This is a genomic window from Stenotrophomonas sp. Sm6012 (assembly GCF_030985895.1).
In the GTDB taxonomy this organism is placed as follows: Bacteria; Pseudomonadota; Gammaproteobacteria; order Xanthomonadales; family Xanthomonadaceae; genus Stenotrophomonas; species Stenotrophomonas forensis.
Map to the genome: position 1 here is coordinate 1 of NZ_JAPTFX010000062.1, position 24,960 is coordinate 24,960.

Below are 24,960 nucleotides of genomic sequence, written 5' to 3' on the forward strand. Positions count from 1 at the left end.
GCGCCATGGATGGCGCCATCGAGCCCCCATGGAAGGGTTTACGGCGTGTCCTGCTGGCCCCCACCACCCCGCCATCCCACGGGAACCCAGCTTTTGCTTTGGCCGTCGCTGTTGCCGTTGCTGTTGCCCTGGCCTCGGCGGGTGCCGGGCGCCGCCCGGCCAGAGCCCTTCCCCCGCTTCCGGTACAATGTCGGGCCCGTTTCCCAACTACGGTTCCCCGGACATGATGGTCCTCGAGGGCGCGCCCGCCCTGTCGCCGTTCCGCCGCGAACGTCTTGAATCCCGCCTGCAGTCCATCGCTCCCTCCCTGCGCATCAGCGGTGCCTGGCACGTCTACTTCGTGCAGCCCGAAGGCAGCGCCGCCCCCGACCTGACCACCCTGTGCCGCATCCTCGAAGCTGCGCCGCAGGCCGAGGCCGTGGCCGACGGCGCGGTCAGCCGCATCGTGGTGCCGCGCCTGGGCACGCTGTCGCCGTGGTCGAGCAAGGCCACCGAACTGGTCCGCGGTGCGGGCCAGCCGGTCAGCCGGGTCGAGCGTGGCCTGCGTATCGATGTGCAGGGCTGGCCGGCCGATGCCGCCGCCCAGCAGGCGCTGGTCAAGGCGCTGCACGACCCGATGACGCAGTCGGTGCTGGAGACCGTGGCAGAAGGCCAGGCGCTGTTCTCGGCACCGGCCCGCGGTGAACTGGAACGCGTGCCGGTGGACCAGCTGGAGGCCGCCAACCAGCGCCTCGGCCTGGCCATGGCCCAGGACGAGATCGACTACCTGCGCGAACGCTTCACCGCGCTGGGCCGCTCGCCGTCGGACGTCGAACTGATGATGTTCGCGCAGGCCAATTCCGAGCACTGCCGCCACAAGATCTTCAACGCCAGCTGGACCATCGACGGCCAGGAACAGGACCGCTCGCTGTTCCGGATGATCAAGAACACCCACCAGCAGACCCCGCAGCACACGCTCAGCGCGTACAGCGACAATGCGGCGGTGATCGAAGGCCATCCGGCCTCGCGCTACCGCCCGGATCCGGCCAGCGGCGAATACCGCCGCGAGCCGCAGGTGCCCAGCGCGTTCCAGATCAAGGTGGAAACGCACAACCATCCGACCGCGATCGCGCCGTTCCCGGGCGCATCGACCGGTAACGGTGGCGAGATCCGCGACGAAGGTGCGACCGGCCGCGGCGGCAAGCCGAAGGCCGGCCTGTCCGGTTTCTCGGTCTCGCACCTGCGCATTCCCGAGCTGCCGCAGCCGTGGGAAGCGCCGCGCGCGCTGAACCCGCGCATGGCACCTGCACTGGAAATCATGACCGACGGCCCGCTTGGTGGCGCCGCGTTCAACAACGAATTCGGCCGCCCGAACCTGCTCGGCTACTTCCGCAGCTTCGAGCTGCCCGAAGGTGCTGACCTGGTGCGCGCCTACGACAAGCCGATCATGCTGGCCGGTGGCCTCGGCGCCATCGATCGCATCCAGGTCGAGAAGATCCCGCTGCAGGCCGGTGATGCGGTCATCGTGCTGGGTGGCCCGGCGATGCTGATCGGCCTGGGCGGCGGCGCCGCCAGTTCGGTGGCCTCCGGCGAGAGCGCCGAGGACCTGGACTTCGCCAGCGTGCAGCGCGACAACCCGGAAATGGAACGCCGCTGCCAGGAGGTCATCGACCGCTGCGTGGCGATGGGTGCCAACAACCCGATCAAGTTCTTCCACGACGTCGGTGCCGGTGGCCTGTCCAATGCCATTCCCGAACTGCTGCACGACTCCAAGGTCGGCGGTGTCATCGACCTGGGCAAGGTGCCCACCGATGATCCGTCGCTGTCGCCGATGCAGCTGTGGTGCAACGAGTCGCAGGAACGCTACGTGCTTGGTGTCGCGCAGGAGCGCCTGGCCGAATTCGCCGCGCTGTGCGCGCGCGAGCGCTGCCCGTTCGCCGCGGTCGGCGTGGCCACCGCCGAGGAACACCTGGTGGTGGCCTACGGTGCGGTGCCGGGTCACACCCCGGCCGATGCGCCGATCGACCTGCCGATGGACGTGCTGTTCGGCAAGCCGCCGAAGATGCATCGCGACACCGCGCACCCGCCGGCGCCGCGCTGGCCGGCGCTGAAGACCGGTGGCCTGGACCTGCACGAGGCCGGCCTGCGCGTGCTTGCGCACCCCACGGTGGCCTCGAAGAACTTCCTGGTCACCATCGGTGACCGCAGCGTCGGCGGCCTGACCGCGCGCGAACAGATGGTCGGCCCGTGGCAGCTGCCGGTGGCCGACGTGGCGATCACCCTGGCCGACTTCGATGGCGTGTCCGGCGAAGCGATGTCGATCGGTGAGCGCACCCCGCTGGCCCTGCTTGATGCGGCCGCTTCGGCGCGCATGGCGGTGGGTGAAGCGCTGACCAACCTGTGTGCGGCGCCGGTCGACGCACTGGATGAAATCAAGCTGTCGGCGAACTGGATGGCCGCCGCCGGTCACCCGGGCGAAGACGCGCTGCTGTACGACGCGGTGAAGGCGGTGGGCATGGAGCTGTGCCCGCAGCTGGATATCAGCATTCCGGTCGGCAAGGACTCGCTGTCGATGCAGGCGCAGTGGCACGACCAGGGCGAAGCACACAAGAGCGTGTCGCCGGTGTCGCTGGTGATCTCGGCGTTCGCGCCGGTCGCCGACGTGCGCCAGCAGCTGACCCCGCTGCTCGACCGCGACGTGGAAAGCGAGCTGTGGCTGATCGGCCTCGGCGCCGGCAAGCAGCGCCTGGGCGGTTCGATCCTGGCCCAGGTGCATGCCGACCACGGCGATCTGCCGGCCTTCGCCGGTGCCGCCCCGGACCTGGACGATCCGCAGCGCCTGCGTGGCTTCTTCGAACTGATCCGCGATGCGCGCCAGTCCGGCCTGCTGCTGGCCTACCACGACCGCAGCGACGGTGGTGCCTTCGCTGCGCTGTGCGAAATGGCCTTCACCTCGCGCCTGGGCCTGGACATCACCCTCGATGCCTGGGGCGATGATCCGTTCCGCAGCCTGTTCAATGAAGAACTGGGCGCAGTGGTGCAGATCGCGCGCGAGGACCGCGCCGCGTTCGCCGATCTGGTCGAGCGCCACGCACTGACCGAATGCGCGCAGCGCATTGCCAAGCCGACCACCGCGCCGGTGGTGCGCGTGTCGCTGGGCGGCGAGAACCTGGCCGAATGGCGCTGGGATGCGCTGTTCGATGCCTGGTGGTCGGTCACCCACGCGATGCAGAAGCGCCGCGACAACCCGGCCAATGCCGATGCCGAGCGTGAAATCGCCCGCGCCTTCAACGCACCGGGCCTGAAGCCGAAGCTCAGCTTCGACCTCAACGAAGATGTCGCCGCGCCGTTCATCAGTACCGGTGCGCGTCCGCGCGTGGCGGTGCTGCGCGAGCAGGGCGTCAACGGCCAGATTGAAATGGCCAACGCCTTCGAACGTGCAGGCTTCCGCGCCTTTGACGTGCATATGAGCGACCTGATCGAAGGCCGCGTGGCGCTGCAGGACTTCACCGGCGTGGTCGCCTGCGGCGGCTTCAGCTATGGCGACGTGCTCGGTGCCGGCCGTGGCTGGGCCACCTCGATCCTGGAGCGCAGCGCGCTGCGTGATGCGTTCGCCGCGTTCTTCGCCCGCGAAGACAGCTTCGCGCTGGGCGTGTGCAACGGCTGCCAGATGATGAGCCAGCTGAAGAACATCATCCCCGGTGCCGAGCACTGGCCGCAGTTCCGCCGCAATGCCAGCGAGCAGTTCGAAGCCCGCACCGCGCTGCTGGAAGTGGTGGAGTCGCCGTCGATCCTGCTGCGCGGCATGGCCGGTTCGCGCCTGCAGGTGGCGGTGGCGCATGGCGAAGGCCAGGCGGTGTTCGACAACGCCGTCGACCAGGCCGCGGCCCGTGTCTCGCTGCGCTACATCGATGGCCACGGCAACGTTGCCAGCCAGTACCCGCTGAACCCGAACGGCTCGCCGGACGGCATCACCGGCCTGACCAGCAGCGATGGCCGCGTCACCATCATGATGCCGCACCCGGAGCGCACCCCGCGCGCGCTCAACCTGAGCTGGGCGCCGGCCGAATGGCAGGGTGATTCGCCGTGGATGCGCATGTTCCGCAACGCGCGGGTGTGGTGCGGCTGACGGCGCAACCGTCGCGCACGCCACAATGCGATGAGGTACGGAAAACCCGGCAGGCGACTGTCGGGTTTTTCTTTGGAAGGGCAGAAATACCTGCCGCAACCATCAGTTACATGCGTTTACAGGGCGCCGGTGGTTCGTCACTCAGATCTAACAAAATCGCTTTATAAACAGGTGAAATAGTGAACTGCTTCACGGCAATAGGATTTGCCGTGTCAAAGTCTTGACGATCTGGAAAGTTGCCGTTAACACTTGAAGCCCGTTACAGAATCATTCATTTCGCAGTAACCGGTTGGCGCACGCGCTCGGTTTTCTGTCGCTGCGCGCCGTTCGGCAATACCCCGCAGTAAATCACGCGAATAAACGCCCCCAGGGGACGTTGGGCCGGAAAGCCCAGCGGTGGCGTTGCTTTGCCCAAAACCAGTCCAATCAGGAGCCGTACCGATGAATCGGATTTATCGCAAGGTCTGGAACAAAGCATTGGGTCAGTTGGTGGTGGCTTCGGAACTGGCCTCCTCCGACAGCAGCAGCGGTGGGGTCGTCGACCAGCGCCGCGATGCGACACGAGCCACGCCCGCATTGCTGGCAGTGGCGCTGGGCCTGGTATTGGGATTGGGCATGAGCGGCACCGCCGCGGCACAGTCGGTGCAGATCGGCGGCAGCGCCACCTGCGTCGCATTCAGCGGTAAGCTGCTGGAAAAGTGCCTGATCGAAGGCTCGGCCACGGCCAAGGGCAGCAACGCCGTGGCGATCGGCAGCAACAGCAACGCCAGTGCGGCCAACAGCGTGGCGCTGGGCGCCGGTTCGAAGGCCACGCGGGCCAACACGGTGTCCGTCGGTGATGCCGGCAAGGAACGGCAGATCACCAATGTCGCCGCAGGCGCCCAGGCGACCGACGCGGTGAACAAGGCGCAGCTCGATGCGCAGGCACGGGCCACGCAGGCCGCGATTGCCGACGTTGCAGCAGACGGCAGCCGCTATTTCAAGGCCGACGGCGCAGGTGATGACAGCGACGCGGCGAAGATCGACGGGCAGGGCGCATTGGCGGCCGGTGCCGGTGCGCAGTCGCTGGCCAACGCCACCACCGCCATCGGCACCCAGGCCATCGCCGCCGGCATCGGTGCCAGCGCGTTCGGCCAGGGCGCATTGGCCATTGGCGATGCCAGCGTCGTGGTCGGGCAGAGCGCTGCGGCCTTCGGCCTGGGCGATACCGCCGTGGGTGCCAGTGCCTATGCGGCCAGCGAGAACGGCGCGGCCACCGCGCTCGGCGCGTTGTCCGAAGCCACCGCTGATGGGGCCACCGCTGTCGGTGGCGGTACCGTGGCGATGGGCCCGGGCAGTACCGCGCTGGGCCGTGGCGCGACGGCCGCCAACGAAGCATCGATTGCAGTCGGCGCGTTCAGCACCGCCGTCGGTGAATACAGCACCGCGCTGGGCTCCAATTCGGCGGCGGTGGCCACCGGCAGCGTGGCGCTGGGCGCCGGCTCGCTGGCCGACCGTGTCGATACGGTGTCCGTTGGCGCCGCCGCGTATGGCCTGACCCGGCAGATCACCAGCGTGGCTGCCGGTACTGAAGACACCGATGCCGTCAACGTGGGCCAGCTGAAGGACGTGGCCGCCGTGGCCGATGCCACCGCCAAGCGCTTCCAGGCCAACGGCAGCAGCAACAGCGATGCCGGTGCGCTTGCCGAGGGTGACGAGGCGCTGGCCGCAGGCGAAGCGGCCAACGCGATCGGCAAGGGCGCCACCGCCGTGGGTGCCGGAGCCACGGCCGTCGCGCAGAACGCCACCGCCGTCGGCAACAATGCACTGGCCTCGGGCCAGAACAGCGCAGCGTTCGGCAACAACGCACAGGCCAATGGCCCGGGCAGCGTTGCCGTCGGCGGTGCAGCGGTCGATGCCGATGGCAATCCGCTGATCACCAGTGGCGGTGTGCCGGTGGAAACCGGCGCCACCAGTGCCGGTGTCGGTGGTACTGCCGTGGGTGCCAGTGCCGATGCCGGTGGTTTCGCCGCGTCGGCCTATGGCGTGGGCGCCTATGCCGCCGGTGCGCAGTCGTCCGCGTTCGGCGCAGTTGCCAATGCCATCGGTGACTACTCCACCGCGCTGGGCACGCAGAGCAACGCCACCGGCACCAGCAGCGTGGCCATCGGTGGCCCGGCCGACCTGATTCCCGGCCTGGGCTTCTTCGTGCAGACCCAGGCCAGTGGCGAAGCCGCAACCGCAGTCGGTGCCGGCGCCATCGCCAGCGGCGATCGTGCGGTGGCCAACGGCAGCCTGACCGAAGCCTCCGGCGCCGAAGCGACCGCGGTGGGCTACTTCGCCTATGCGCCCGGTGAGAATGCCAGCGCGCTTGGTGCGCAGACCTGGGCCAGCGGCGCGCAGAGCACGGCGGTGGGCTACTACGCCACTGCACGGGGCGCCAACAGTGTTGCACTCGGTGCGAACTCCGAAGCGGTGCGCGCCAACAGCGTGGCGGTGGGCAGTGCCGGCAACGAACGGCAGATCACCAGCGTTGCTGCCGGCAGCGAAGCCACCGATGCGGTGAACAAGGCGCAGCTGGACGCCGTGGCCAGCACCGCCGACAGCACGGCGCGCTTCTTCCAGGCGCAGCCGGAAGCGGGCAGCGATGCCGGCGCACTGGCCGAAGGTGAAGGCGCGGTTGCGGCCGGTTCGTCGAGCAATGCGATCGGTGCCGGCGCGGTTGCACAGGGCGCTGCAGCCTCGGCGATCGGTGATGACAGTGTGGCGGTCGGCCGCAACAGCAACGCCACCGGCAAGGGCGGCGTGGCGATCGGTGGCCTCGGCCAGGCCTACGACGAGTACAACCAGCCGATCATCGGTGCCGACGGCACGGCGCAGCAGGTGGGTACCACCGCCGTTGCCGACGGCACGGCGGTCGGCAGCGGTGCACAGGCCACCGGAGCCGCCAGCAGTGCGTTCGGCAACGCCGCCAGGGCCAGTGGTGACAACAGTTTCGCCGCGGGCGGCAAGTCGCGCGCGACCGGCGCCTATGCGGTGGCGGTGGGCGACAGTGCGTTTGCCAGTAGCGACGACAGCACCGCTGTCGGCGGCTACAGCTGGGCCACGGCCAGCGGCGCCAGCGCCTTCGGTTCAGGGGCATGGGCCACCGCCACCAATGCATCGGCCTTCGGCAACGCAGCCTGGGCCAGCGGCAGCGGTGCAACCTCCATCGGTTACAACAGCTGGGCCAACGGCGCCAGTTCCACTGCGGTAGGTCGCGGCGCCTTCGGCTATGGTGACAACAGCGTAGCGCTGGGCTTCCAGGCGCTGGGCAACAGCCTCAACAGCATCGCCATCGGCACCAACACGGTGGCCGGCGGTGAGAGTGCGATCGCGCTCGGCGCCGGCAGCAATGCCAGCGCCAGCAATGCCGTCGCGCTGGGCGCCGGTTCTGTAGCCAACCGTGCACGCACGGTGTCGGTCGGCAGCGCCGGCAACGAACGCCAGGTCACCAACGTGGCTGCTGGCACGCAGGCCACCGATGCAGTGAACAAGGCGCAGCTGGATGCGGTGGCGAGCACCGCCAGCACCACCAGCCGCTTCTTCCAGGCCAGCGGCAACGGCGACGATGTGGCCGGTGCGCTGGTGGAGGGGGACAACGCGCTGGCGGCGGGCGACGCGGCCAACGCCATCGGCAATGGCGCCACCGCGCTGGGCAGCGGCGCCAATGCGCTGGCCAACAATGCGCAGGCGATTGGCTTCAATGCACTGGCGACCGCGGCCAACGCCAGCGCGGTGGGTGCCAACGCACAGGCCACCGGCGAGTACGCCACCGCGCAAGGTGCGGAAAGCGAGGCCAGCGGCGAGCAGAGCGCCGCCTTCGGTGCCGCCAGCATCGCCAGCGGCGCCGGCAGCACGGCTACCGGCGTGCTGTCCGAAGCGTCCGGTGAAGAAGCCGTGGCCGTGGGCTACTTCAGCAATGCCAGTGGCGATGCGGCGACCGCCGTGGGCAGCGAAAGCGTGGCCAGCGGTACCGCATCGGCGGCATTCGGCATCGGCGCCGAGGCCACCGGTGGCTACAGCACCGCCATCGGTGGCTACGCGCAGGCTTCGGCCTTCAATGCCACCGCGTTCGGCAACTTCGCCAATGCCTCCGGTTCCAACAGCGTGGCAGTGGGTGGCGATTCGGAAGCGTCCGGCGCTTACAGCACCGCCACCGGCCAGGGCAGCCTGGCCACCGGCACCAACAGCGTCGCCGTCGGTGGCTCGTTGTTCGGTGTGCTGGCCACCGAGGCCTCGGGCAACTACTCCACCGCGGTGGGTGGTGGCGCCTGGTCGGGTGGCATCAACAGCACCGCGCTGGGCAACGCCGCCGAATCGCGCGGCGCCAACAGCGTGGCGCTGGGTGCGGACTCGATTGCAGACCGTGACAACACCGTTTCGGTGGGCGGGGGCGGCAACACCCGCCAGATCACCAACGTAGCCGACGGTACGCAGGGCAACGACGCGGTCAACAAGAACCAGCTCGATGCGGTTGCCGCTGCTGCGGAAAAAACCAGCAGGCAGTTCCAGGCCAGCGGCAATGCCGATGGCGAAACCGGCGCACTGGTCGAGGGCGACAACGCACTGGCGGCCGGTGATGCGGCCAATGCCATCGGCAACGGTGCCACCGCACTCGGCAGCGGTGCCAATGCGCTGGCTGCCAATGCCACGGCAGTCGGTATCGATGCGCTGGCCACCGGCAACAACGCAGCGGCGCTGGGCAGTACCGCACAGGCCACCGGTGAAGACAGCCTGGCCCTGGGCAGTGGCGCCAGCGCCAGCGAGCTGGGTGCCAGCGCTACCGGCGCACGCGCTCAGGCCAGTGGTGCGTACAGCACTGCAACCGGCACCGAGTCCAATGCCAGTGGCACGCAGGCATTGGCCAGTGGCTTCCGCAGCGCTGCCTCCGCCGATGGCACCACCGCTGTCGGCGGCTACGCCGAAGCCAGCGGCCGCCTCGGTACTGCGCTGGGCTACGGATCTGCGGCCAGTGGTGCCAACACTACGGCGGTCGGCTTCGGCGCGGCCGCGGCCGGTACCGGCGCGGTGGCCGTGGGCCAGTCCAGCGAGGCCAGTGGCGAGGAGAGCGTCGCCATTGGTGGAAGTACCTTCTTCGGCCTGATCCCGTCGCGTGCCAGCGGTACTGGCGCTGCGGCATTCGGCGCAGGTGCGTGGGCCACCGAAGACTACGCCACCGCCATCGGCTGGAATTCGTGGGCAGCCGGCAGCAGTTCCACCGCACTGGGTGCCAACGCCACCGCCAACGGCAGCAACAGCGTCGCTCTCGGTGCGGGCTCCAAGGCGGACCGCGACAACACCGTTGCCGTCGGCAAGGCCGGTGGCGAACGCCAGGTGACCCATGTTGCCGCCGGCACAGAAGCTACCGACGCGGTGAACAAGGGCCAGCTGGATGCAGTGGCCACGGTTGCCGACAAGACCAGCCGCCAGTTCCAGGCCAGTGGCAACGCCGATGGCGAGGCCGGCGCACTGGTCGACGGTGACAACGCCCTGGCCGCCGGCAATGCAGCCAACGCCATCGGCAACGGCGCTACCGCGCTGGGCAGCGGTGCCAACGCGATGGCCGCCAATGCCACCGCAGTCGGCTTCGATTCACTTGCTACCGGCAACAACGCCGCAGCGCTGGGCAATGCGGCACAGGCCAGTGGCGTCGACAGCGTGGCGGTGGGCAGTGGTGCCAGCGCCAGCGAACTCGGCGCCAGTGCCAGCGGTGCCGGTGCCCAGGCCAAGGGCGCCTACAGCACCGCCAGCGGCGCGCAGGCCACCGCCAGCGGCACGCAGTCGCAGGCCAGCGGCTTCCGCGCCAATGCGTCGGCCGATGGCGCCTCGGCACTGGGCAGCTATGCCGAAGCCAGTGGTCGTCTGGGTACGGCAGTCGGCTACGGCAGCAAGGCCACCGGTGCGAATGCCACTGCGGTGGGTGTCAGTGCCAACGCCACGGCGGCCGGCAGCATCGCACTGGGTGCCGGCTCGGTGGCCGATCGTGCCAACACCGTGTCGGTCGGCAGTGTCAGCACCGATCGACAGATCACCCGGGTCGCTGCGGGTACCGAGCGTACCGATGCGGTCAACCGCGGCCAGCTCGATGCAGTGGCGGCGACCGCCGACGGCACCGCGCGCTACCTCAAGGCCACCGGCAGTGGTACCGCCAGTGCCAGCGGCAGCGATGCCACGGCCATCGGTTCGGCGGCCAGTGCCAGTGGCGCACGCAGCAACGCCGTGGGCGCCAACGCGATGGCGATCGGCAATGGCGCGCTGGCACTGGGTAACAGCGCTGGTGCATCCGGTGCCAACTCGGTGGCGCTGGGTGCAGGGTCACGTGCACTTGATGCCAACGTGGTCTCGGTCGGCGGTGGCAATGGCACCGATGGCCCGGCAACGCGCCGCATCGTCAACGTGGCTGATGGCCGCATCGGTGCAGGCAGCACCGACGCGGTCACCGGCTCGCAGCTCAACGTCACCAACCAGCGTGTCGGGGCGGTGGAGACCCGCGTGGGCGATTTCGATTCGCGCATCGCCACGGTTGAAACCACCGCAGCCAGCGCGGTCAGCTACGACGATGCCAGCCGTGACCGCCTGACCCTGTCCGGCTTCCAGGGCACCACCCTGGACAATGTCGGCGCGGGCAGCATCGCCGCCGGCAGCCGCCAGGCCATCAATGGTGGCCAGCTGTTCCAGTCGCTCAGCGATGCCGCCAGCTTCCTCGGTGGCGGTGCCAGCGTCGGCATGCAGGGCGTGTTCGTGGCGCCGAACTACGTGATCCAGGGCGCCACCTACAGCAATGTCGGCGATGCACTGGGCGCGCTGGATCGCAAGGTCAGCGAAATCGACCGTCGCACCGCCGGTGGCACACGCGCCGGGACCGCCAGCCTGCGCGCGATGAGTGCGCCGCTGGAGGACGGTGCACAGACCAGTGTCGCCGATGCACGGGTGACGGCGGACGCAGCACCGACCAGCACCGCGCGCGTGCAGGGCACGCCGACCGCGGCTGCGGCGGGTGCCGGCATTCCGGTGGGCACACCGGCGAGCGGTTTCAATGCGGTTGCCATGGGAGACGGCGCCGTTGCCAGTGGTGCCTCGTCCACCGCCATCGGCCAGGGTGCCAATGCCAGCGCAGCGAACGCGGTGGCGCTGGGCCAGGGCTCGGTCGCCGACCGCGCCAACACGGTGTCGGTGGGCAGCGAAGGCAACGAGCGCCAGGTCACCAACGTGGCGGCCGGTACCACGGCCACCGACGCGGTCAACAAGGGCCAGCTCGACCGTGGCATGGCCACCGCCAACAGCTACACCGACAGCCGCGTCCAGGCCGTCGCCGACAGCTTCGATGTGTTCAAGGGCGAAATCGATGGGCGCCTGCGTCACATGGACCGCCGCATCGACCGTCAGGGCGCGATGAGTGCCGCGATGCTCAACATGGCCACCAGCGCGGCCGGTATCCGCACCCAGAACCGGGTCGGCGTCGGCATCGGCTTCCAGGGGGGTGAATCGGCACTGTCGCTGGGTTACCAGCGTGCGATCAGCGATCGCGCCACGGTCACCTTCGGCGGTGCCTTCAGCAGCGATGACAGCTCGGTCGGCGTCGGTGCCGGCTTCGGCTGGTAGCCCGCTCCATTGCGCCGGCGGCCACCCACGCCGGCGCAGCACCTGCAGTGAGGGCCTGGGGGGAGGTCACGGCAATCCCGGCTGGGCCGGCCGGGAGTCGTCAAGGAATGATGGCCGCAGTGTTGGTTCGATCCATGACCCAGAAGAGGAATTTCGACGTGATCAAGAAGCAGAACCTTCGCATCAATGTGCTTGCCGCCGCCGTGCTGTCGATGACGGCCGTCGGTGCCGTCCACGCCGCCGGGTTGCCGACCCGTGAGCCGGTGCGCCAGGCCAGCACCGCCCAACCGGGGGCCGAGCGCATCATCGTCAAGTACCGGGCCGGGGCTGCCGCCGCCAGCGACCGCTCGGCCAAGTTGTCCACCGTGCAGTCGGCGCTGACCCGTGCCAGCCTGTCCGGCGGCACCTCCCGCGCCAGCACGCTCGGCCCGCAGGTGGTGCGCAGGCTCGCCACCGGCGCGGACCTGATCCGCGTGCAGGGCCGCCTGGCCCCGGCCGAACTGCAGCGCGTGCTGAAGGAACTGCAGGCCGATCCGTCGGTGCAGTACGCCGAAGCGGACGTGAAGCTGCGCCGCACCGAGCTGCGTGCCGGCGACGTGCAGCCGGCACTGGTGCCGAACGATCCCTTCTACCAGCAGAACCAGTGGCACCTGCACAACGCGGTCGGCGGCATCAACGCCCCGGCGGCGTGGGACGTTTCGCAGGGCGAGGGCATCGTGGTGGCGGTGATCGACACCGGCATCCTGCCGCAGCATCCGGACTTGGTCGGCAACCTGCTGGAAGGCTACGACTTCATCAGCGACGCGGAGACCTCGCGCCGCCCGACCAATGATCGCGTACCCGGTGCGCAGGACTATGGCGACTGGGTCGAAAACGATAACGAGTGTTACAACGGCTCGCTGGCCGAGGACAGTTCCTGGCACGGCACGCACGTCGCCGGCACCGTGGCCGAGCAGACCAACAACGGCGTCGGCATGGCCGGTGTCGCCTACAAGGCCAAGGTGCTGCCGGTGCGCGTGCTGGGCAAGTGTGGCGGTTACCTGTCCGACATCGCCGATGCCGTGGTGTGGGCATCCGGTGGCACCGTATCGGGCATCCCGGCCAACACCAACCCGGCCGAGATCATCAACATGAGCCTGGGCGGCAGCGGCGCCTGCGGCAGCACCTATCAGGACGCGATCAACGGCGCCATCTCGCGCGGTACCACGGTGGTGGTGGCCGCCGGCAACGAGACCGACAACGCATCCAAGTACCGGCCGGCCAGCTGCGAAGGCGTGGTGACCGTGGGCGCGACCCGCATCACCGGCGGCATCACCTATTACTCGAACTACGGCACCCGCGTGGACCTGTCCGGTCCGGGTGGCGGCGGCAGTGTCGACGGCAACCCGGGGGGCTACATCTGGCAGACCGGTTCCAATGCAGCGACCACGCCGGAGTCGGGCACGCCGGGCTACATGGGGATGGGCGGTACCTCGATGGCGTCGCCGCATGTGGCAGCCGTTGCCGCACTGGTGCAGAGCGCGCTGATCGCCAAGGGCAAGGATCCGCTGACCCCGGCCGCGATGCGCACCCTGCTGAAGGAAACCGCGCGTCCGTTCCCGGTCGCCATTCCGGCAGCGACCCCGATCGGTACCGGCATCCTTGACGCCAAGGCTGCGCTGGCCAAGGCACTGGAAGAACCGTGCACCGAAAACTGCGGGCCGGTGGCGACGCCTTTGACCAACAAGGCGGCGGTGGGTGGCCTGAACGGCGCTGCCGCCAGCAGCAGGCTGTACAGCTTCGAGGCCGTGGCTGGCAAGCAGCTCAGCGTGATCACCTACGGCGGTACCGGCAACGTCTCGGTCTACCTGGCGCAGGGCCGCGAGCCGAGTGCCACCGACAACGATGCGCGTTCGACCCGCCCGGGCACCTCGGAAACGGTGCGGGTGACGGCACCGACCGCCGGCACCTATTACATCAAGGTGGTAGGCGAGGCGGCCTACAACGGCGTGAGCATCCTTGCCACGCAGTAAATACCTGCCGACGTAGTTGAATGGCCGAGGCCCGTCACCCTGTGTGACGGGCTTCGTCTTTTTACGAAAGGTGGCCGAGGGGCGGCGGAAATCACGGCTTAACTGCTAAAGTCGGAGCGATTGACAGGAGAGTCACGTGAACGCGCTCGCCGCAACCGTTACCGACGACGCCGAAGGCCGCATCCTGGATGCGCTGCTGGCGCGTGGCCGGCTCAAGGAAGGGGACCTGGCGCGCGCGCGGCCGCTGCATGCCGAGGCCGGCGGCAGCCTGCTCGGCCTGCTGGTGCGGTTGGGGCTGGTTTCCGAGCGCGATCAGGCGCAGGCCAGCGCCGAGGTGCTGGGCCTGCCGCTGCTGGAGGGCAAGCAGGTACCCGAAGCCCCGCCGCAGGCGCTGGCCGAAGGCCTGCCGCTGTCGCTGCGTTTCCTCAAGCAGTTCCACGTATGCCCGCTGGAATTGAATGAACAGGGCGTCCGGCTGTGGCTGGCCGACGCCCACGACGCCTACCCGCAGCAGGCCGTGCAGCTGGCGCTGGGGGTTCCGGTGACGCCGGTGCTGGGCATGCGCGCGGAGATCGACGATCTGGTCGAACGCTGGTTCGGCCAGGGCCGCAGTGCGATGGGCGCGATCGTGGAAACCGCCGACGGCGAGGGCGGTGCGGTCGACGACATCGAGCACCTGCGCGATCTTGCCTCGGAAGCGCCGGTGATCCGCCTGGTCAACCTGGTGATCCAGCGTGCGGTGGAACTGCGCGCCTCGGACATCCACGTCGAACCCTTCGAAAGCCGGCTCAAGGTGCGTTACCGCGTCGATGGCGTGCTGGTGGAGGGCGAAAGCCCGCCGGCCAACCTGACCGCGGCGGTGATCAGCCGCATCAAGATCATGGCCCGGCTCAACATCGCCGAACGCCGCCTGCCGCAGGACGGCCGCATCATGCTGCGCGTGCAGGGCAAGGAACTGGACCTGCGCGTGAGCACCGTACCCACCGCGCATGGCGAGAGCGTGGTGATGCGACTGCTGGACCGCGAAACGGTGGTATTCGATTTCCATCGGCTCGGCTTTACCGACGCCTTCCTGCCGCAGTTCCGCAAGGTGCTGGAACAACCGCACGGCATCCTGCTGGTCACCGGCCCGACCGGTTCAGGCAAGACCACCACGCTGTACACCGCGCTCAGCCAGCTCAACACCGCCGACGTCAAGATCATCACCGTCGAAGACCCGGTCGAGTACCAGATCGAGGGCATCAACCAGATCCAGGCCAAGCCGCAGATCGGGCTGGATTTCGCCAACGCCCTGCGCAGCATCGTGCGCCAGGACCCGGACATCATCATGATCGGCGAAATGCGCGACCTGGAAACCGCGCGCATCGCCATCCAGTCGGCGCTGACCGGCCACCTGGTGCTGTCCACCCTGCACACCAACAATGCGGCCGGCGGCATCACCCGCCTGCTCGACATGGGCGTGGAAGATTACCTGCTCACCTCCACCATCAACGGCATCCTGGCCCAGCGCCTGGTGCGCCGGCTGGAGCCGACCCACGCCGAGCGCTACGCAGCCTCGCCGGAAGAGATCGAACGCTTCGAGCTGCGCCGCCTGCAGCCCGAAGGCCCGATCCACCTGTTCCGCCCCAGGCCCTCGGCGCTGGCGCCGACCGGCTACCTCGGCCGCACCACCATCATGGAATTCCTGGTGATGAACGATGCGCTGCGGCGGGCGGTGATGCGCCGTGATGGCATGGGCGAGATCGAGCGCATCGCGCGCGAAGCCGGCATGCGCACCATGTACGAAGATGGCCTGTCCAAGGCGCTGAGCGGGCAGACCACCATCGAGGAAGTGCTGCGCGTGACCGAGGAAAGCTGATGCGCGCAGGACGCCGGGGCTGACATGCCGACCTATCGCTACAGGGCACTCAATCCGCACGGCGAGATCTTCGACGGGCAGATGGAAGCGGCCAGCGAGGCCGAACTGGTCGCGCGCCTGCAGGACCAGGGCCACCTGCCGATGGAAACGCAGTTGGCCGATGGTGGCGCGATCGGCGGCAGCAGCTGGCGCAACCTGCTGCGCCAGCGCCCGCTGCAGGGCGCCGCGCTGCTGCAGTTCACCCAGCAGCTGGCGACCCTGCTCGGTGCCGGCCAGCCGCTGGACCGCGCGCTGTCGATCCTGCTCGGGTTGCCCGAGGATGAACGATCGCGTCGCGCCATCACCGACATCCGCGACGTGGTGCGCGGCGGTGCGCCGCTGTCCACCGCGCTGGAACGCCAGCACGGCCTGTTTTCGCGCCTGTACGTGAACATGGTGCGTGCCGGCGAAGCCGGCGGCAGCCTGCATGAAACCCTGCAGCGCCTGGCCGATTACCTGGAACGCAGCCGCGCGCTGCAGGGCAAGGTGATCAACGCGCTGGTCTATCCTGCGATCCTGCTGGTGGTGGTGGGCGGCGCGCTGCTGTTCCTGCTTGGCTACGTGGTGCCGCAGTTCGCGCAGATGTACGAAAGCCTGGACGTGGCGCTGCCGTGGTTCACCAACGCGGTGCTGCAACTGGGCTTGTTCGTGCGCGACTGGTGGGTACTGCTGCTGGTGGTGCCGGCCGTGCTGGCGCTGTTCTTTGAACGCAAGGCACGGCAACCGGCCTTCCGCTTGGCCTTGGATGGCTGGCTGCTGCAGCGGCGTGGCATCGGCCGCCTGCTGGGTGAACTGGAAACCGCACGGCTTGCGCGCACGCTGGGCACGCTGCTGCGCAATGGCGTGCCGCTGCTCGGTGCGCTGGGCATTGCCCGCAACGTGCTGGGCAACCGTGCGCTGGCCGCCGATGTCGAGGCGGCTGCCGATGAAGTGAAGAACGGTACCGGCCTGTCGCTGGCGCTGTCACGCGGCAAGCGCTTCCCGCGCCTGGCCCTGCAGATGATCCAGGTCGGCGAGGAATCCGGTGCGCTCGATACCATGCTGCTGAAGGCCGCCGATACGTTTGAACAGGACAGCGCCCGGCGCATCGACCGCCTGCTGGCGGCGATGGTGCCGGCGATCACCCTGGTGCTGGCCTCGGTGGTCGGTGCGGTGATCGTGGCGGTGCTGGTGCCGCTTTATGACCTGACCAATGCCATCGGTTGACGATGGATCCCTACGCAACCCCGACACTCCGCAACCGAAAGGACCGACCATGATTGCTTCCCGTCGACCGATCCGCCTTTCCTTCACCGCCGCGCGCAACCAGTCGGGCATGAGCCTGCTGGAAATCATCATCGTCATCGTGCTGATCGGCGCGGTGCTGACCCTGGTCGCCAGCCGCGTGCTCGGCGGCGCCGATCGCGGCAAGGCCAACATCGCCAAGGCCCAGGTGCAGACCGTCGCGTCCAAGATCGACAATTACCAGATCGACACCGGCAAGCTGCCGGGCTCGCTCAACGACCTGGTGACCGCACCGGCCGGCGTCGGCGGCTGGCTGGGGCCGTATGCCAAGCCGGCCGACCTGAACGACCCGTGGGGCCACGCGCTGGAATACCGCGCGCCGGGCGAAGGCCAGCCCTACGAACTGGTCAGCCTGGGCAAGGACGGCAAGGCCGGCGGCAGCAGCGTCGACGCTGACATCCGCTACCAGCCCTGATCCTGCATGACGTATTTCCTGCCGCGCCGGCTGCCACGCCCGCGCCTGCACGGCAGGCGCGCTGCGGGACTGTCGCTGCTGGAAATGCTGCTGGTGATCGCGCTGATCGCGGCCATCGGGCTGATCACCGCCGCCGGGCTGTCGCGGGGTTTTTCAGGCATGCAGCTGCGCAGCGCCGGCAAGGACATCGCCAACCAGCTGCGCATGGTGCGCGCGCAGGCGATCGCCCGCGGCGAGCCGCAGCGCTTCGTCATCGAACCGGCGCGACGTCGCTGGGAAGGCGCCAACCAGCGCGTGGGTGAAGTGCCGCCACAGCTGCAGGTGCAGTTCGAAGGCGCCGCGCAGCTGGCCACGGCGCCGGGGCAGGGCGTGATCGAGTTCCATCCGGATGGCGGTTCCAGCGGCGGCCGCATCCGCCTGCAGCGCGACGGCGCCGAATGGCGCATCGATGTCGGCTGGTTGACCGGCGAAGTCCGTTCCGGCCCCTGGCGGGAACAATGAAGCGCAGCGCACGTGGCTTCACCTTGCTGGAAGTGATCATCGCCTTCGCCCTGCTCGGGTTGGCGCTGACCCTGCTGCTGGGAAGTCTCTCCGGTGGTGCGAAACAGGTGCGCGATGCCGAGGTGCGTACGCGTGCGGTGCTGCATGCGCAGTCGCTGCTGGCCGAAGCCGGCGTGGCCTCGCCGTTGCAGGTCGGCAGCCAGCAGGGTGACTGGGAACAGGGGCGCTACCACTGGGAACTGCAGGTGCAGCCGTGGGTGGAGCCGCGAGCCGGCAACCAGGCGCAAACGCAGGCGCCGGGAATGCCGTGGCTGGCCGAACTGCAGCTGCAGGTGCGTTGGGGCGACAGCGAACGCGAGCAGCTTCGCTGGCGCAGCCTGCGCCTGTTGCCGCCGGACCTGGAGAACGCGCGGTGAAGCGCGGCGCCGCAGGCTTCACCCTGGTGGAAGTAATGCTGGCTACGGTACTGCTGGCCGGGGGCCTGGCGCTGGCGTTTGCCAGCGTGCGCTCGGCGATGGCGGTCAGCCAGCGCGGCGAGCAGATCGCCGCCGAGAGCGAGCGCATGCGTGCGGTGGAAGCGCTGTTGCGGCGGCAGCTGTCCGCGGCGCTGCGTACGCCGCTGGAAGCGCCGGACCCTACCCGCGAGCCGATCTTCTTCCAGGGCGAAGAGCAGCGCATGCTGTTCGCCGCTGATCTGCCGGGCTACCTCGGCCGCGGCGGTGCCTACCTGCACGCGTTGCAGGTGGAAGGCCGCAGCGGCCAGCAGCGCCTGCTGCTGGACCTGGTGCTGCTGCAGGAGGGCGAGCACATCGCTGAAAACCCGCCGCGTCCGCCGGAGGTGCTGGTGGACAACCTGAAGTCGGTGCAGCTGCGCTACCGCGGCATCGATGCCAGCACCGGCCAGGTGACCGACTGGATGCCACGCTGGGACGACACGCGGCGCCTGCCGATGCTGGTGGAGATCCAGATCGTGCCGGCCAAGGGCACGCCCTGGCCGGCGCTGGTGGTGGCGCCGCGTGCCGGTGGCAGCGGAGGTGCGCGATGAACCGGGTGCGGGGCGCGGCGCTGGTGCTGGTGCTGTGGCTGATCGCGCTGATGACGGCGCTGGTGGGAGCGTTCGCGCTGAGCGCGCGTGTCGAGCACCTGCAGCAGCAGGTACTCGATGGCGACGCTCGGGGCCAGGAACGCGCGCGCGCGGGCATGGAATATGCGCTGATGCGCCTGTCCGCCGACCCGCAACGGGCACCCTGGCGCGCCGACGGCCGCACCTATCGCTGGCAGTTCGATGACGCCAACATCGAGATCACGGTGCTCGACGAGAACGGCAAGATCAATCTGAACCTGGCGGACGTGGCACTGCTGGAGGCGTTCCTGAAGGCGCTGGGCGAGGAAGACGGCAGTGCCCGGCAGCTGGCCGGCGCCATCGTCGACTGGCGTGACGAAGACAGCCTGCTGCAGCCCGGCGGCGGCGCCGAGGCGCCCGACTACGCCGCGGCGGGGCTGCCGTACGGCCCGCGCAACAAGCGTTTCGAGACACTTGGCGAGCTGCAGCGGGTGCTGGGCATGCGCGGTCCGCTGTACCGGGCCATGCTTCCGCACCTGACCCTGTACAGCCGCCAGTCGCGTCCGGATCCGCAGTTTGCCAGCGCACCGGTGCTGACAGCATTGGGCCTGGATGCGGACACTTTGCTGGCCCAGCGCGCCCAGCAGGAGCGTGACGCCGATTCCGCTGCGGGTGCGTCAACGCTTGCCAGCAGCAGTGGCACCTATAGTATCGAGTCCCGTGTCACCGACGGCAGTGGACGCCGGTCAGTGCTGCAGGCAGTGGTACGCAATGGCTCGGGCGGGGTTCCCGGGCGGACCTACACAGTGCTTCGCTGGGAGCAGGGAATGACAGCAAAATGACGGCGTGGCAGGACAGTCTGCGACAGGTGCAGGGCCGGATCGGTCCTGGCGCCGGCCGTTTCCTGCGCTGGTGGCGGCAGTCGTTGCTGGCCTGGGTGCCGGTCCGTTGGCAGTGGGCGCTGGGTTGGGCGCAGGCACGCCTGCTGCTGCAGCGTGAGGGCGACCAGCTGCAGGTCTGGCGTGAGGCCGGCGAGCGCCGTGAGTCCGTGGCGCGGCTGCCGTGGCCATTGTCGCCGGCCGAGCTGGACCGGGTCCTGGAAGCGCGCCTGCGCAGCCTGCCGCGCGTGTGGCTGCTGCCGGCCAGCGAGGTGCTGCGTCGCCATCTGCGGTTGCCGGCCGCCGCCGCCGACCGCCTGCGTGCGGTGGTCGGCTTCGAGATCGACCGCCAGACGCCGTTCGAATCCAGCCAGGTCAGCTATGACGTGCGCGAGCTCGGAGCGGCCGGCGAGAGCCAGCTGCAGGTCGAACTGGTGGCCTGGCCGCTGCGCCAGCTGGACGCCTGGCGCGGCAGCGTGGGCCCCTGGGCCGATGCGTTGGCCGGTGTCGATGCCATCGACGTGCAGGGCAACACGCTGCAGGTGAACCTGCTGCCACCCGCGCAGCGCCAGCTGCAGGCCGATCCGATGCGGCGCTGGAACCTGCTGCTGGGCGTGGCTGCCGTGGTGATGCTGGTGCTTGCCGGCCTGCAACTGCTGGACAACCGACGCGCAGCGGCCGACGAACTGCGTGCAGAGGTGGAACGCAGCGCGCGCAGCGCACGCGGCGTCGCCAGTGAACGCGCGCAGCTGCAGGCGCTGATCGACGGTGCCGCGTTCCTGGAAAAGCAGCGCAGCCAGCGCGCAGGCACGGTGGACATCTGGACCGAGTTGACCCGGCGCCTGCCGGAGGGCACCTATCTGGAAAAGCTCGCCATCGAGAACAACAACCTGCAGCTGATCGGGCTCAGCCGCGAGGCCTCGCAGCTGGTGCAGCTGCTGCAGGACGCCCCGCAGTGGCGCAAGGTCAATCTGACCGGTGTACTGCAGGCCGACGGTGCTGCCAGTGGCCGTGATCGTTTCACCATGACCGCAGAGCTGCAGCCGTTGCCGGCGGCGGCCCCGACCCGGGAGGCGGCCGATGCCGATGCCAAGCGCACGCCGTGACCGCTGGCTGGCACTGGCACTGCTGCTGGCAGTGCTGGGCCTGGCCTACCTGCTTCTGGTGCACCCGTGGTTCACCCAGCCCCTGCGCGAGATCGATGCTGATGTCGCGGCGCTGCGCGAGCGCGAGGCGCGCGTGCAGGCGCAGCTGCAGCAGCAGCCGCAGATCGAACAGCGCCTGCGCGCGACCCGCGAAGCGTTGCAGCAGCGCCCTGGTTTCCTGCGCGAAGCCACCGCCGAAGCTGCCGCAGCCGCGCTGGGCGCGAAGCTGCAGGATGCGGTGGCCATGGCCAGCCCCGGCAACCGCAGCTGCACCATCAGCAACCGTACGCCGCTGACCGACAACCGGCGCGATGCCGAGTTCGTGCGCGTCGCCATGCAGGTGCGCCTGCGCTGTGGCGTCGCCGAACTGGCCACGGTGCTGCACAGCCTGGAGACCGGCAGCCCGCGCCTGTTCGTCGACAACCTCAACCTGATCGCGCAACGCTTCCAGCAGTCACCGAACGAATCCGGCCTGGGCCTGGACGTGTCGTTCGAACTGGCCGGTTACCTGCTGCCGGGCGCGGCGACCGATGTGGCCACGCCGGCCCCGGCGGCTGAACCAGCCGCGCAGCCGCAACCACAGCCGTCGCCCGCGGCCGCGGCGCCCGCCACGGCGCCGGCCGAGGGGCAGGAGGTGGCCGATGAAACTTGAGCAGATCAGCCTGCGCACCGGCTTCCTGCTGGCGTTGGCGGGTTGGGCGGCGGCGGTCTGGCTGGCCACCGGCTTCGGCCTTGGCAGCCAGTTGCCCGCAGCCGATGGCGATGCGGATGCAGGGCCGTCGTTGCCGGCGTTGCCGGCCCTGGCCGCCGAGCGCATGGCTAGCGCAGACAGCTACAGCGCGATCAGCGAACGCCCGCTGTTCGCCGAAGACCGCAGGCCGCGGCCCTACCTGCTCGGTGGCAGCGAACCAGCCGCCAGCGCGGCCCTGCGCCTGACCGGCGTGCTGATGACCGGCAATTTCAGCATGGCCACCTTCACCACCGAACAGAACCGCTCGGTGCGGCTGCGCCTCAACGGCGACGCGGTGGATGGCTGGCAGCTGGTGGCGCTGGAACCGCGCCGGGCCACGGTGATCGGCCCCGGTGGCAGCCAGGTGCTGGAGCTGGCCGTGTTCAATGGCCAGGGCGGTGAACCACCAACCGTACTGCGTGGCGCCAACGGTGCGCCACCGGCCGGGGCGATCGTGGCACCGCCGCCGGCCGGTGCCCCGCCCGCGCCGCCCCCGGCTGCGGCAAGTGCGCAGCCACAGCCGCAGCCGGCCGGCAGCGTGCCGCCAGCGGCCGCTACACCGCCTGCCAACAACAACGGCCCCAGCGAAGCGCAGATGCAGGCCATCCGCGAACGCATCCAGGCCCGTCGCCGCCAGCTGCAGCAACAACAGCAGCAACAACCGTCGCCGCCCCCAGGCGATGGCACCAACCGATAGAGTGAATGCATGAGCCTGCGTTTTCTTCCCTGGTCCTTTGCCCTCGCGCTGCTGGTCGGCTGCAGCACCGTGTCCGCGCCGCATGTGCAGCGCAAGGGCAACCTGACATCCACCACCGAGGCCGGACAGGCCGCAGAGGTCGCCGCCGATGCTGCCCGTGATGCCCAGGGGACGCCACAGGCGGTGATCCGTCGCGGCACCGGCACCATGATCAACCGCGAAGCGGCCCGCGCAGCGGCACCGGCACTGCACGGGGCCAGTACCGGCGAGGCGACCTTCAATTTCGAAGGCGAGTCGGTGCATGCGGTGGTCAAGGCCATCCTGGGCGACATGCTGGGCCAGAACTACGTGATCGCACCGGGGGTGCAGGGCACGGTCACCCTGGCCACGCCCAAGCCGGTGTCGCCGGCACAGGCGTTGAACCTGCTGGAAATGGTGCTGGGCTGGAACAACGCGCGCATGGTGTACAGCGGCGGCCGCTACAACATCGTTGCCGCCGACCAGGCGCTGGCCGGAACCGTTGCGCCCAGCACCGCGCCGGCGGCCAGCGCGCGCGGCTTCGAAGTAAGGGTGATCCCGCTGCAGTTCATCTCCGCCAGCGAGATGAAGAAGGTGCTGGAGCCGTATGCGCGGCCCAACGCCATCGTCAACGTCGACAGCGGCCGCAACGTGATCACGCTCGGCGGTACCCGCGCCGAGCTGGAAAACTACATGCGCACGGTCGAGATCTTCGACGTCGACTGGCTGTCGGGCATGTCGGTGGGCGTGTTCCCGATCCAGTCGGGCAAGGCCGAGCAGGTCGCCGCCGACCTGGAAAAGGTGTTCGGCGAGGAGAGCAAGACCCCCAGTGCGGGCATGTTCCGCTTCCTGCCGCTGGAGAATGCCAATGCCGTGCTGGTGATCACCCCGCAGGTGCGCTACCTGGACCAGATCCAGCAGTGGCTGGACCGCATCGACACCGCCGGTGGCAGCGCCCGCCTGTTCTCCTACGAACTGCGCTACATCAAGGCGCGCGACCTGGCCGAACGTCTCGGTGAAGCCTTCGCCAGCAGCGGCAACCGCGGCGGCTCCAGCCCGGCATCGTTGGCGCCCGGCGCGATTCCGTCGCAGCTGGGCAGCGACGGCGACCGTGGCATGGACAGCAGCAACGGCAGCAGCAACTTCGGCTCGACTTCCGGCAGCAGCACCGGGGGCAGCAACAACGGCAGCATGAACCTGCCGCAGCGCCAGTCCGGCAATGTCAGCCTCAGCCTGGAAGTGGAAGGCGACCGCGTGGGCGTGTCGGCGGTGGAGGAAACCAACACCCTGCTGGTGCGCTCGACCCCGCAGGCGTGGCGCTCGATCCGCGAGGTGATCGAGAAGCTGGACGTGATGCCGCTGCAGGTGCACATCGAAGCGCAGGTGGCCGAGGTCGCGCTGACCGGCGACCTGAAGTACGGCGTCAACTGGTTCTTCGACAATGCGGTGCTCGGGCAGAAGCTGACCGGTGCTTTGGGCGGCGTGACCCTGCCGGCCGCAGCCGGCGGTTCCTGGAGCAGCTTCGCGGGCGCGGTGACCGGCGCCGATGGTCTCGGCTGGGCGTTTACCGGCCACAACGGTGCGGCGGTGGTGAGTGCGCTGGACAAGGTCACCGACGTGCGCCTGCTGCAGACGCCTTCGGTGTTCGTGCGCAACAACGCCGAGGCCACGCTCAACGTCGGCGACAAGGTGCCGATCAACACCACCACGGTGAACACCGGCGTGGGCACCAGCAGCTACAGTTCGGTGCAGTACATCGACACCGGCGTGATCCTCAAGGTGCGCCCGCGGGTGACCCGCGATGGCACGGTGTTCCTGGACATCGTCCAGGAAGTGAGCAGTGCCTCGGACGTGCCGGAGACCTGCAACCCGACCGAGCGCAACTGCAACCCGCGCATCTCGACCAAGAAGCTGTCCACCGAAGCGGCGGTACAGAGCGGCGACACCATCATGCTGGCCGGCCTGATCACCGATTCGGCCACCGATGGCAGCAGCGGCATCCCGGGCCTGAGCAAGATTCCGGTGGTCGGTGCGTTGTTCGGGCAGAAGACCCGCACCAGCCGTCGTTCGGAAGTGATCGTGCTGCTGACCCCGACCATCGTCCGCAATGCCCAGGAATCGCGCAACCTGACCGACGAGTACAGCCAGCGCTTCCGGGCGATGGAGCCGCTGAACCAGCCGCGCGCAAAGAAGTAAGGGGTTTACGGCCGGGCGGCGCCCGGCACCCGCAGAGGCCAAGGCAACAGCAACAGCAACAGCAACAGCAGCAGCGGGTTTCTGCGGGATGGCGGGGCGGTGTGGATTGGCAGGACACGCCGTAAACCCGTCCATGGGGGCTCGATGGCGCCATCCATGGCGCCAACGGTCCTGCCAACCCACACCGCCCCGCCTCTGACAATTTCCTGCGGCTGTGGTAGGTGTCGACCTTGGTCGACACGTAGATCCACGCCATGTGTGGATGACTTTCCATCGAAATCGAATATTTTGATCTCTGTGAGATCTGAGCCGAGCATGGCTCGGCTCTACAGAAAGCAAGGCCCGACAGGTAGCAGAAATCTGTCGAAGGCGGGGTGGGTCCGGTTGCGGGGG

The 24,960-nt window shown here is 69.0% G+C and carries 14 protein-coding genes; all 14 read left to right on the forward strand.

The features are described 5' to 3' along the window. Positions 1-223: 223 nt before the first annotated feature. The 14 genes from purL (at position 224) to gspD (ending at position 24,567) form a co-directional block, all read left to right on the forward strand. Positions 224-4,108 carry a phosphoribosylformylglycinamidine synthase gene (gene purL, locus O0J73_RS12255; RefSeq protein WP_308308806.1) on the forward strand — a complete coding sequence of 1,295 codons (3,885 nt, stop codon included), beginning with the start codon at positions 224-226 and terminating at the stop codon, positions 4,106-4,108. Between the two features lie 441 nt (positions 4,109-4,549). Continuing rightward, positions 4,550-11,731: an ESPR-type extended signal peptide-containing protein gene (locus O0J73_RS12260; RefSeq protein WP_308308807.1), complete on the forward strand. Its 7,182-nt coding sequence runs from the start codon at positions 4,550-4,552 to the stop codon at positions 11,729-11,731. A 158-nt stretch (positions 11,732-11,889) separates the two neighbouring features. Next, positions 11,890-13,743: a S8 family peptidase gene (locus tag O0J73_RS12265; RefSeq protein ID WP_308308811.1), complete on the forward strand. Its 1,854-nt coding sequence runs from the start codon at positions 11,890-11,892 to the stop codon at positions 13,741-13,743. A 136-nt stretch (positions 13,744-13,879) separates the two neighbouring features. Beyond that, entirely contained in the window at positions 13,880-15,601 is a 1,722-nt protein-coding gene (gene gspE / locus O0J73_RS12270) for a type II secretion system ATPase GspE (protein ID WP_197564411.1), read from the forward strand. Between the two features lie 24 nt (positions 15,602-15,625). Then, a complete protein-coding gene (locus tag O0J73_RS12275) occupies positions 15,626-16,846 on the forward strand; it encodes a type II secretion system F family protein (RefSeq protein WP_049456878.1) in 1,221 nt (406 codons plus the stop codon). A gap of 49 nt (positions 16,847-16,895) precedes the next feature. After that, positions 16,896-17,339 carry a type II secretion system major pseudopilin GspG gene (gene gspG, locus O0J73_RS12280; RefSeq protein ID WP_004154150.1) on the forward strand — a complete coding sequence of 148 codons (444 nt, stop codon included), beginning with the start codon at positions 16,896-16,898 and terminating at the stop codon, positions 17,337-17,339. A gap of 6 nt (positions 17,340-17,345) precedes the next feature. Next, a complete protein-coding gene (locus tag O0J73_RS12285) occupies positions 17,346-17,840 on the forward strand; it encodes a GspH/FimT family pseudopilin (RefSeq protein WP_049456877.1) in 495 nt (164 codons plus the stop codon). Beyond that, positions 17,837-18,256, forward strand: a complete 420-nt coding sequence (locus tag O0J73_RS12290) for a prepilin-type N-terminal cleavage/methylation domain-containing protein (protein WP_049456876.1) — start codon at positions 17,837-17,839, stop codon at positions 18,254-18,256. The genes O0J73_RS12285 and O0J73_RS12290 overlap by 4 nt, the downstream gene beginning before the upstream one ends. Next, positions 18,253-18,885, forward strand: coding sequence for a type II secretion system protein J (locus O0J73_RS12295; protein ID WP_049456875.1), 633 nt, complete (start codon positions 18,253-18,255; stop codon positions 18,883-18,885). The genes O0J73_RS12290 and O0J73_RS12295 overlap by 4 nt, the downstream gene beginning before the upstream one ends. Continuing rightward, positions 18,882-19,745: a general secretion pathway protein GspK gene (locus O0J73_RS12300; RefSeq protein ID WP_308308808.1), complete on the forward strand. Its 864-nt coding sequence runs from the start codon at positions 18,882-18,884 to the stop codon at positions 19,743-19,745. Before O0J73_RS12295 ends, O0J73_RS12300 begins: the two co-directional genes overlap by 4 nt. Continuing rightward, positions 19,742-20,887: a PilN domain-containing protein gene (locus O0J73_RS12305; protein WP_308308809.1), complete on the forward strand. Its 1,146-nt coding sequence runs from the start codon at positions 19,742-19,744 to the stop codon at positions 20,885-20,887. The genes O0J73_RS12300 and O0J73_RS12305 overlap by 4 nt, the downstream gene beginning before the upstream one ends. Further along, positions 20,868-21,578 (forward strand): type II secretion system protein GspM, encoded by a 711-nt coding sequence (gspM, locus tag O0J73_RS12310; RefSeq protein WP_239684223.1) that lies wholly within the window; start codon positions 20,868-20,870, stop codon positions 21,576-21,578. Before O0J73_RS12305 ends, gspM begins: the two co-directional genes overlap by 20 nt. Then, positions 21,568-22,353 (forward strand): hypothetical protein, encoded by a 786-nt coding sequence (locus O0J73_RS12315; RefSeq protein ID WP_308308810.1) that lies wholly within the window; start codon positions 21,568-21,570, stop codon positions 22,351-22,353. Before gspM ends, O0J73_RS12315 begins: the two co-directional genes overlap by 11 nt. 9 nt (positions 22,354-22,362) lie before the next feature. Then, complete coding sequence (gene gspD, locus O0J73_RS12320) at positions 22,363-24,567, forward strand: type II secretion system secretin GspD (protein WP_197564417.1); 2,205 nt, start codon at positions 22,363-22,365, stop codon at positions 24,565-24,567. Positions 24,568-24,960 lie beyond the last annotated feature (393 nt).

What these genes read in the sequence shown, in the direction of transcription:
- purL (WP_308308806.1), top strand. Translation starts at nt 224, where the DNA reads ATGATGGTCCTCGAGGGCGCGCCCGCCCTGTCGCCGTTCCGCCGCGAA.
- O0J73_RS12260 (WP_308308807.1), top strand. Translation starts at nt 4,550, where the DNA reads ATGAATCGGATTTATCGCAAGGTCTGGAACAAAGCATTGGGTCAGTTG.
- O0J73_RS12275 (WP_049456878.1), top strand. Translation starts at nt 15,626, where the DNA reads ATGCCGACCTATCGCTACAGGGCACTCAATCCGCACGGCGAGATCTTC.
- gspG (WP_004154150.1), top strand. Translation starts at nt 16,896, where the DNA reads ATGATTGCTTCCCGTCGACCGATCCGCCTTTCCTTCACCGCCGCGCGC.
- O0J73_RS12285 (WP_049456877.1), top strand. Translation starts at nt 17,346, where the DNA reads ATGACGTATTTCCTGCCGCGCCGGCTGCCACGCCCGCGCCTGCACGGC.
- O0J73_RS12290 (WP_049456876.1), top strand. Translation starts at nt 17,837, where the DNA reads ATGAAGCGCAGCGCACGTGGCTTCACCTTGCTGGAAGTGATCATCGCC.
- O0J73_RS12300 (WP_308308808.1), top strand. Translation starts at nt 18,882, where the DNA reads ATGAACCGGGTGCGGGGCGCGGCGCTGGTGCTGGTGCTGTGGCTGATC.
- O0J73_RS12305 (WP_308308809.1), top strand. Translation starts at nt 19,742, where the DNA reads ATGACGGCGTGGCAGGACAGTCTGCGACAGGTGCAGGGCCGGATCGGT.
- gspM (WP_239684223.1), top strand. Translation starts at nt 20,868, where the DNA reads ATGCCAAGCGCACGCCGTGACCGCTGGCTGGCACTGGCACTGCTGCTG.
- O0J73_RS12315 (WP_308308810.1), top strand. Translation starts at nt 21,568, where the DNA reads ATGAAACTTGAGCAGATCAGCCTGCGCACCGGCTTCCTGCTGGCGTTG.
- gspD (WP_197564417.1), top strand. Translation starts at nt 22,363, where the DNA reads ATGAGCCTGCGTTTTCTTCCCTGGTCCTTTGCCCTCGCGCTGCTGGTC.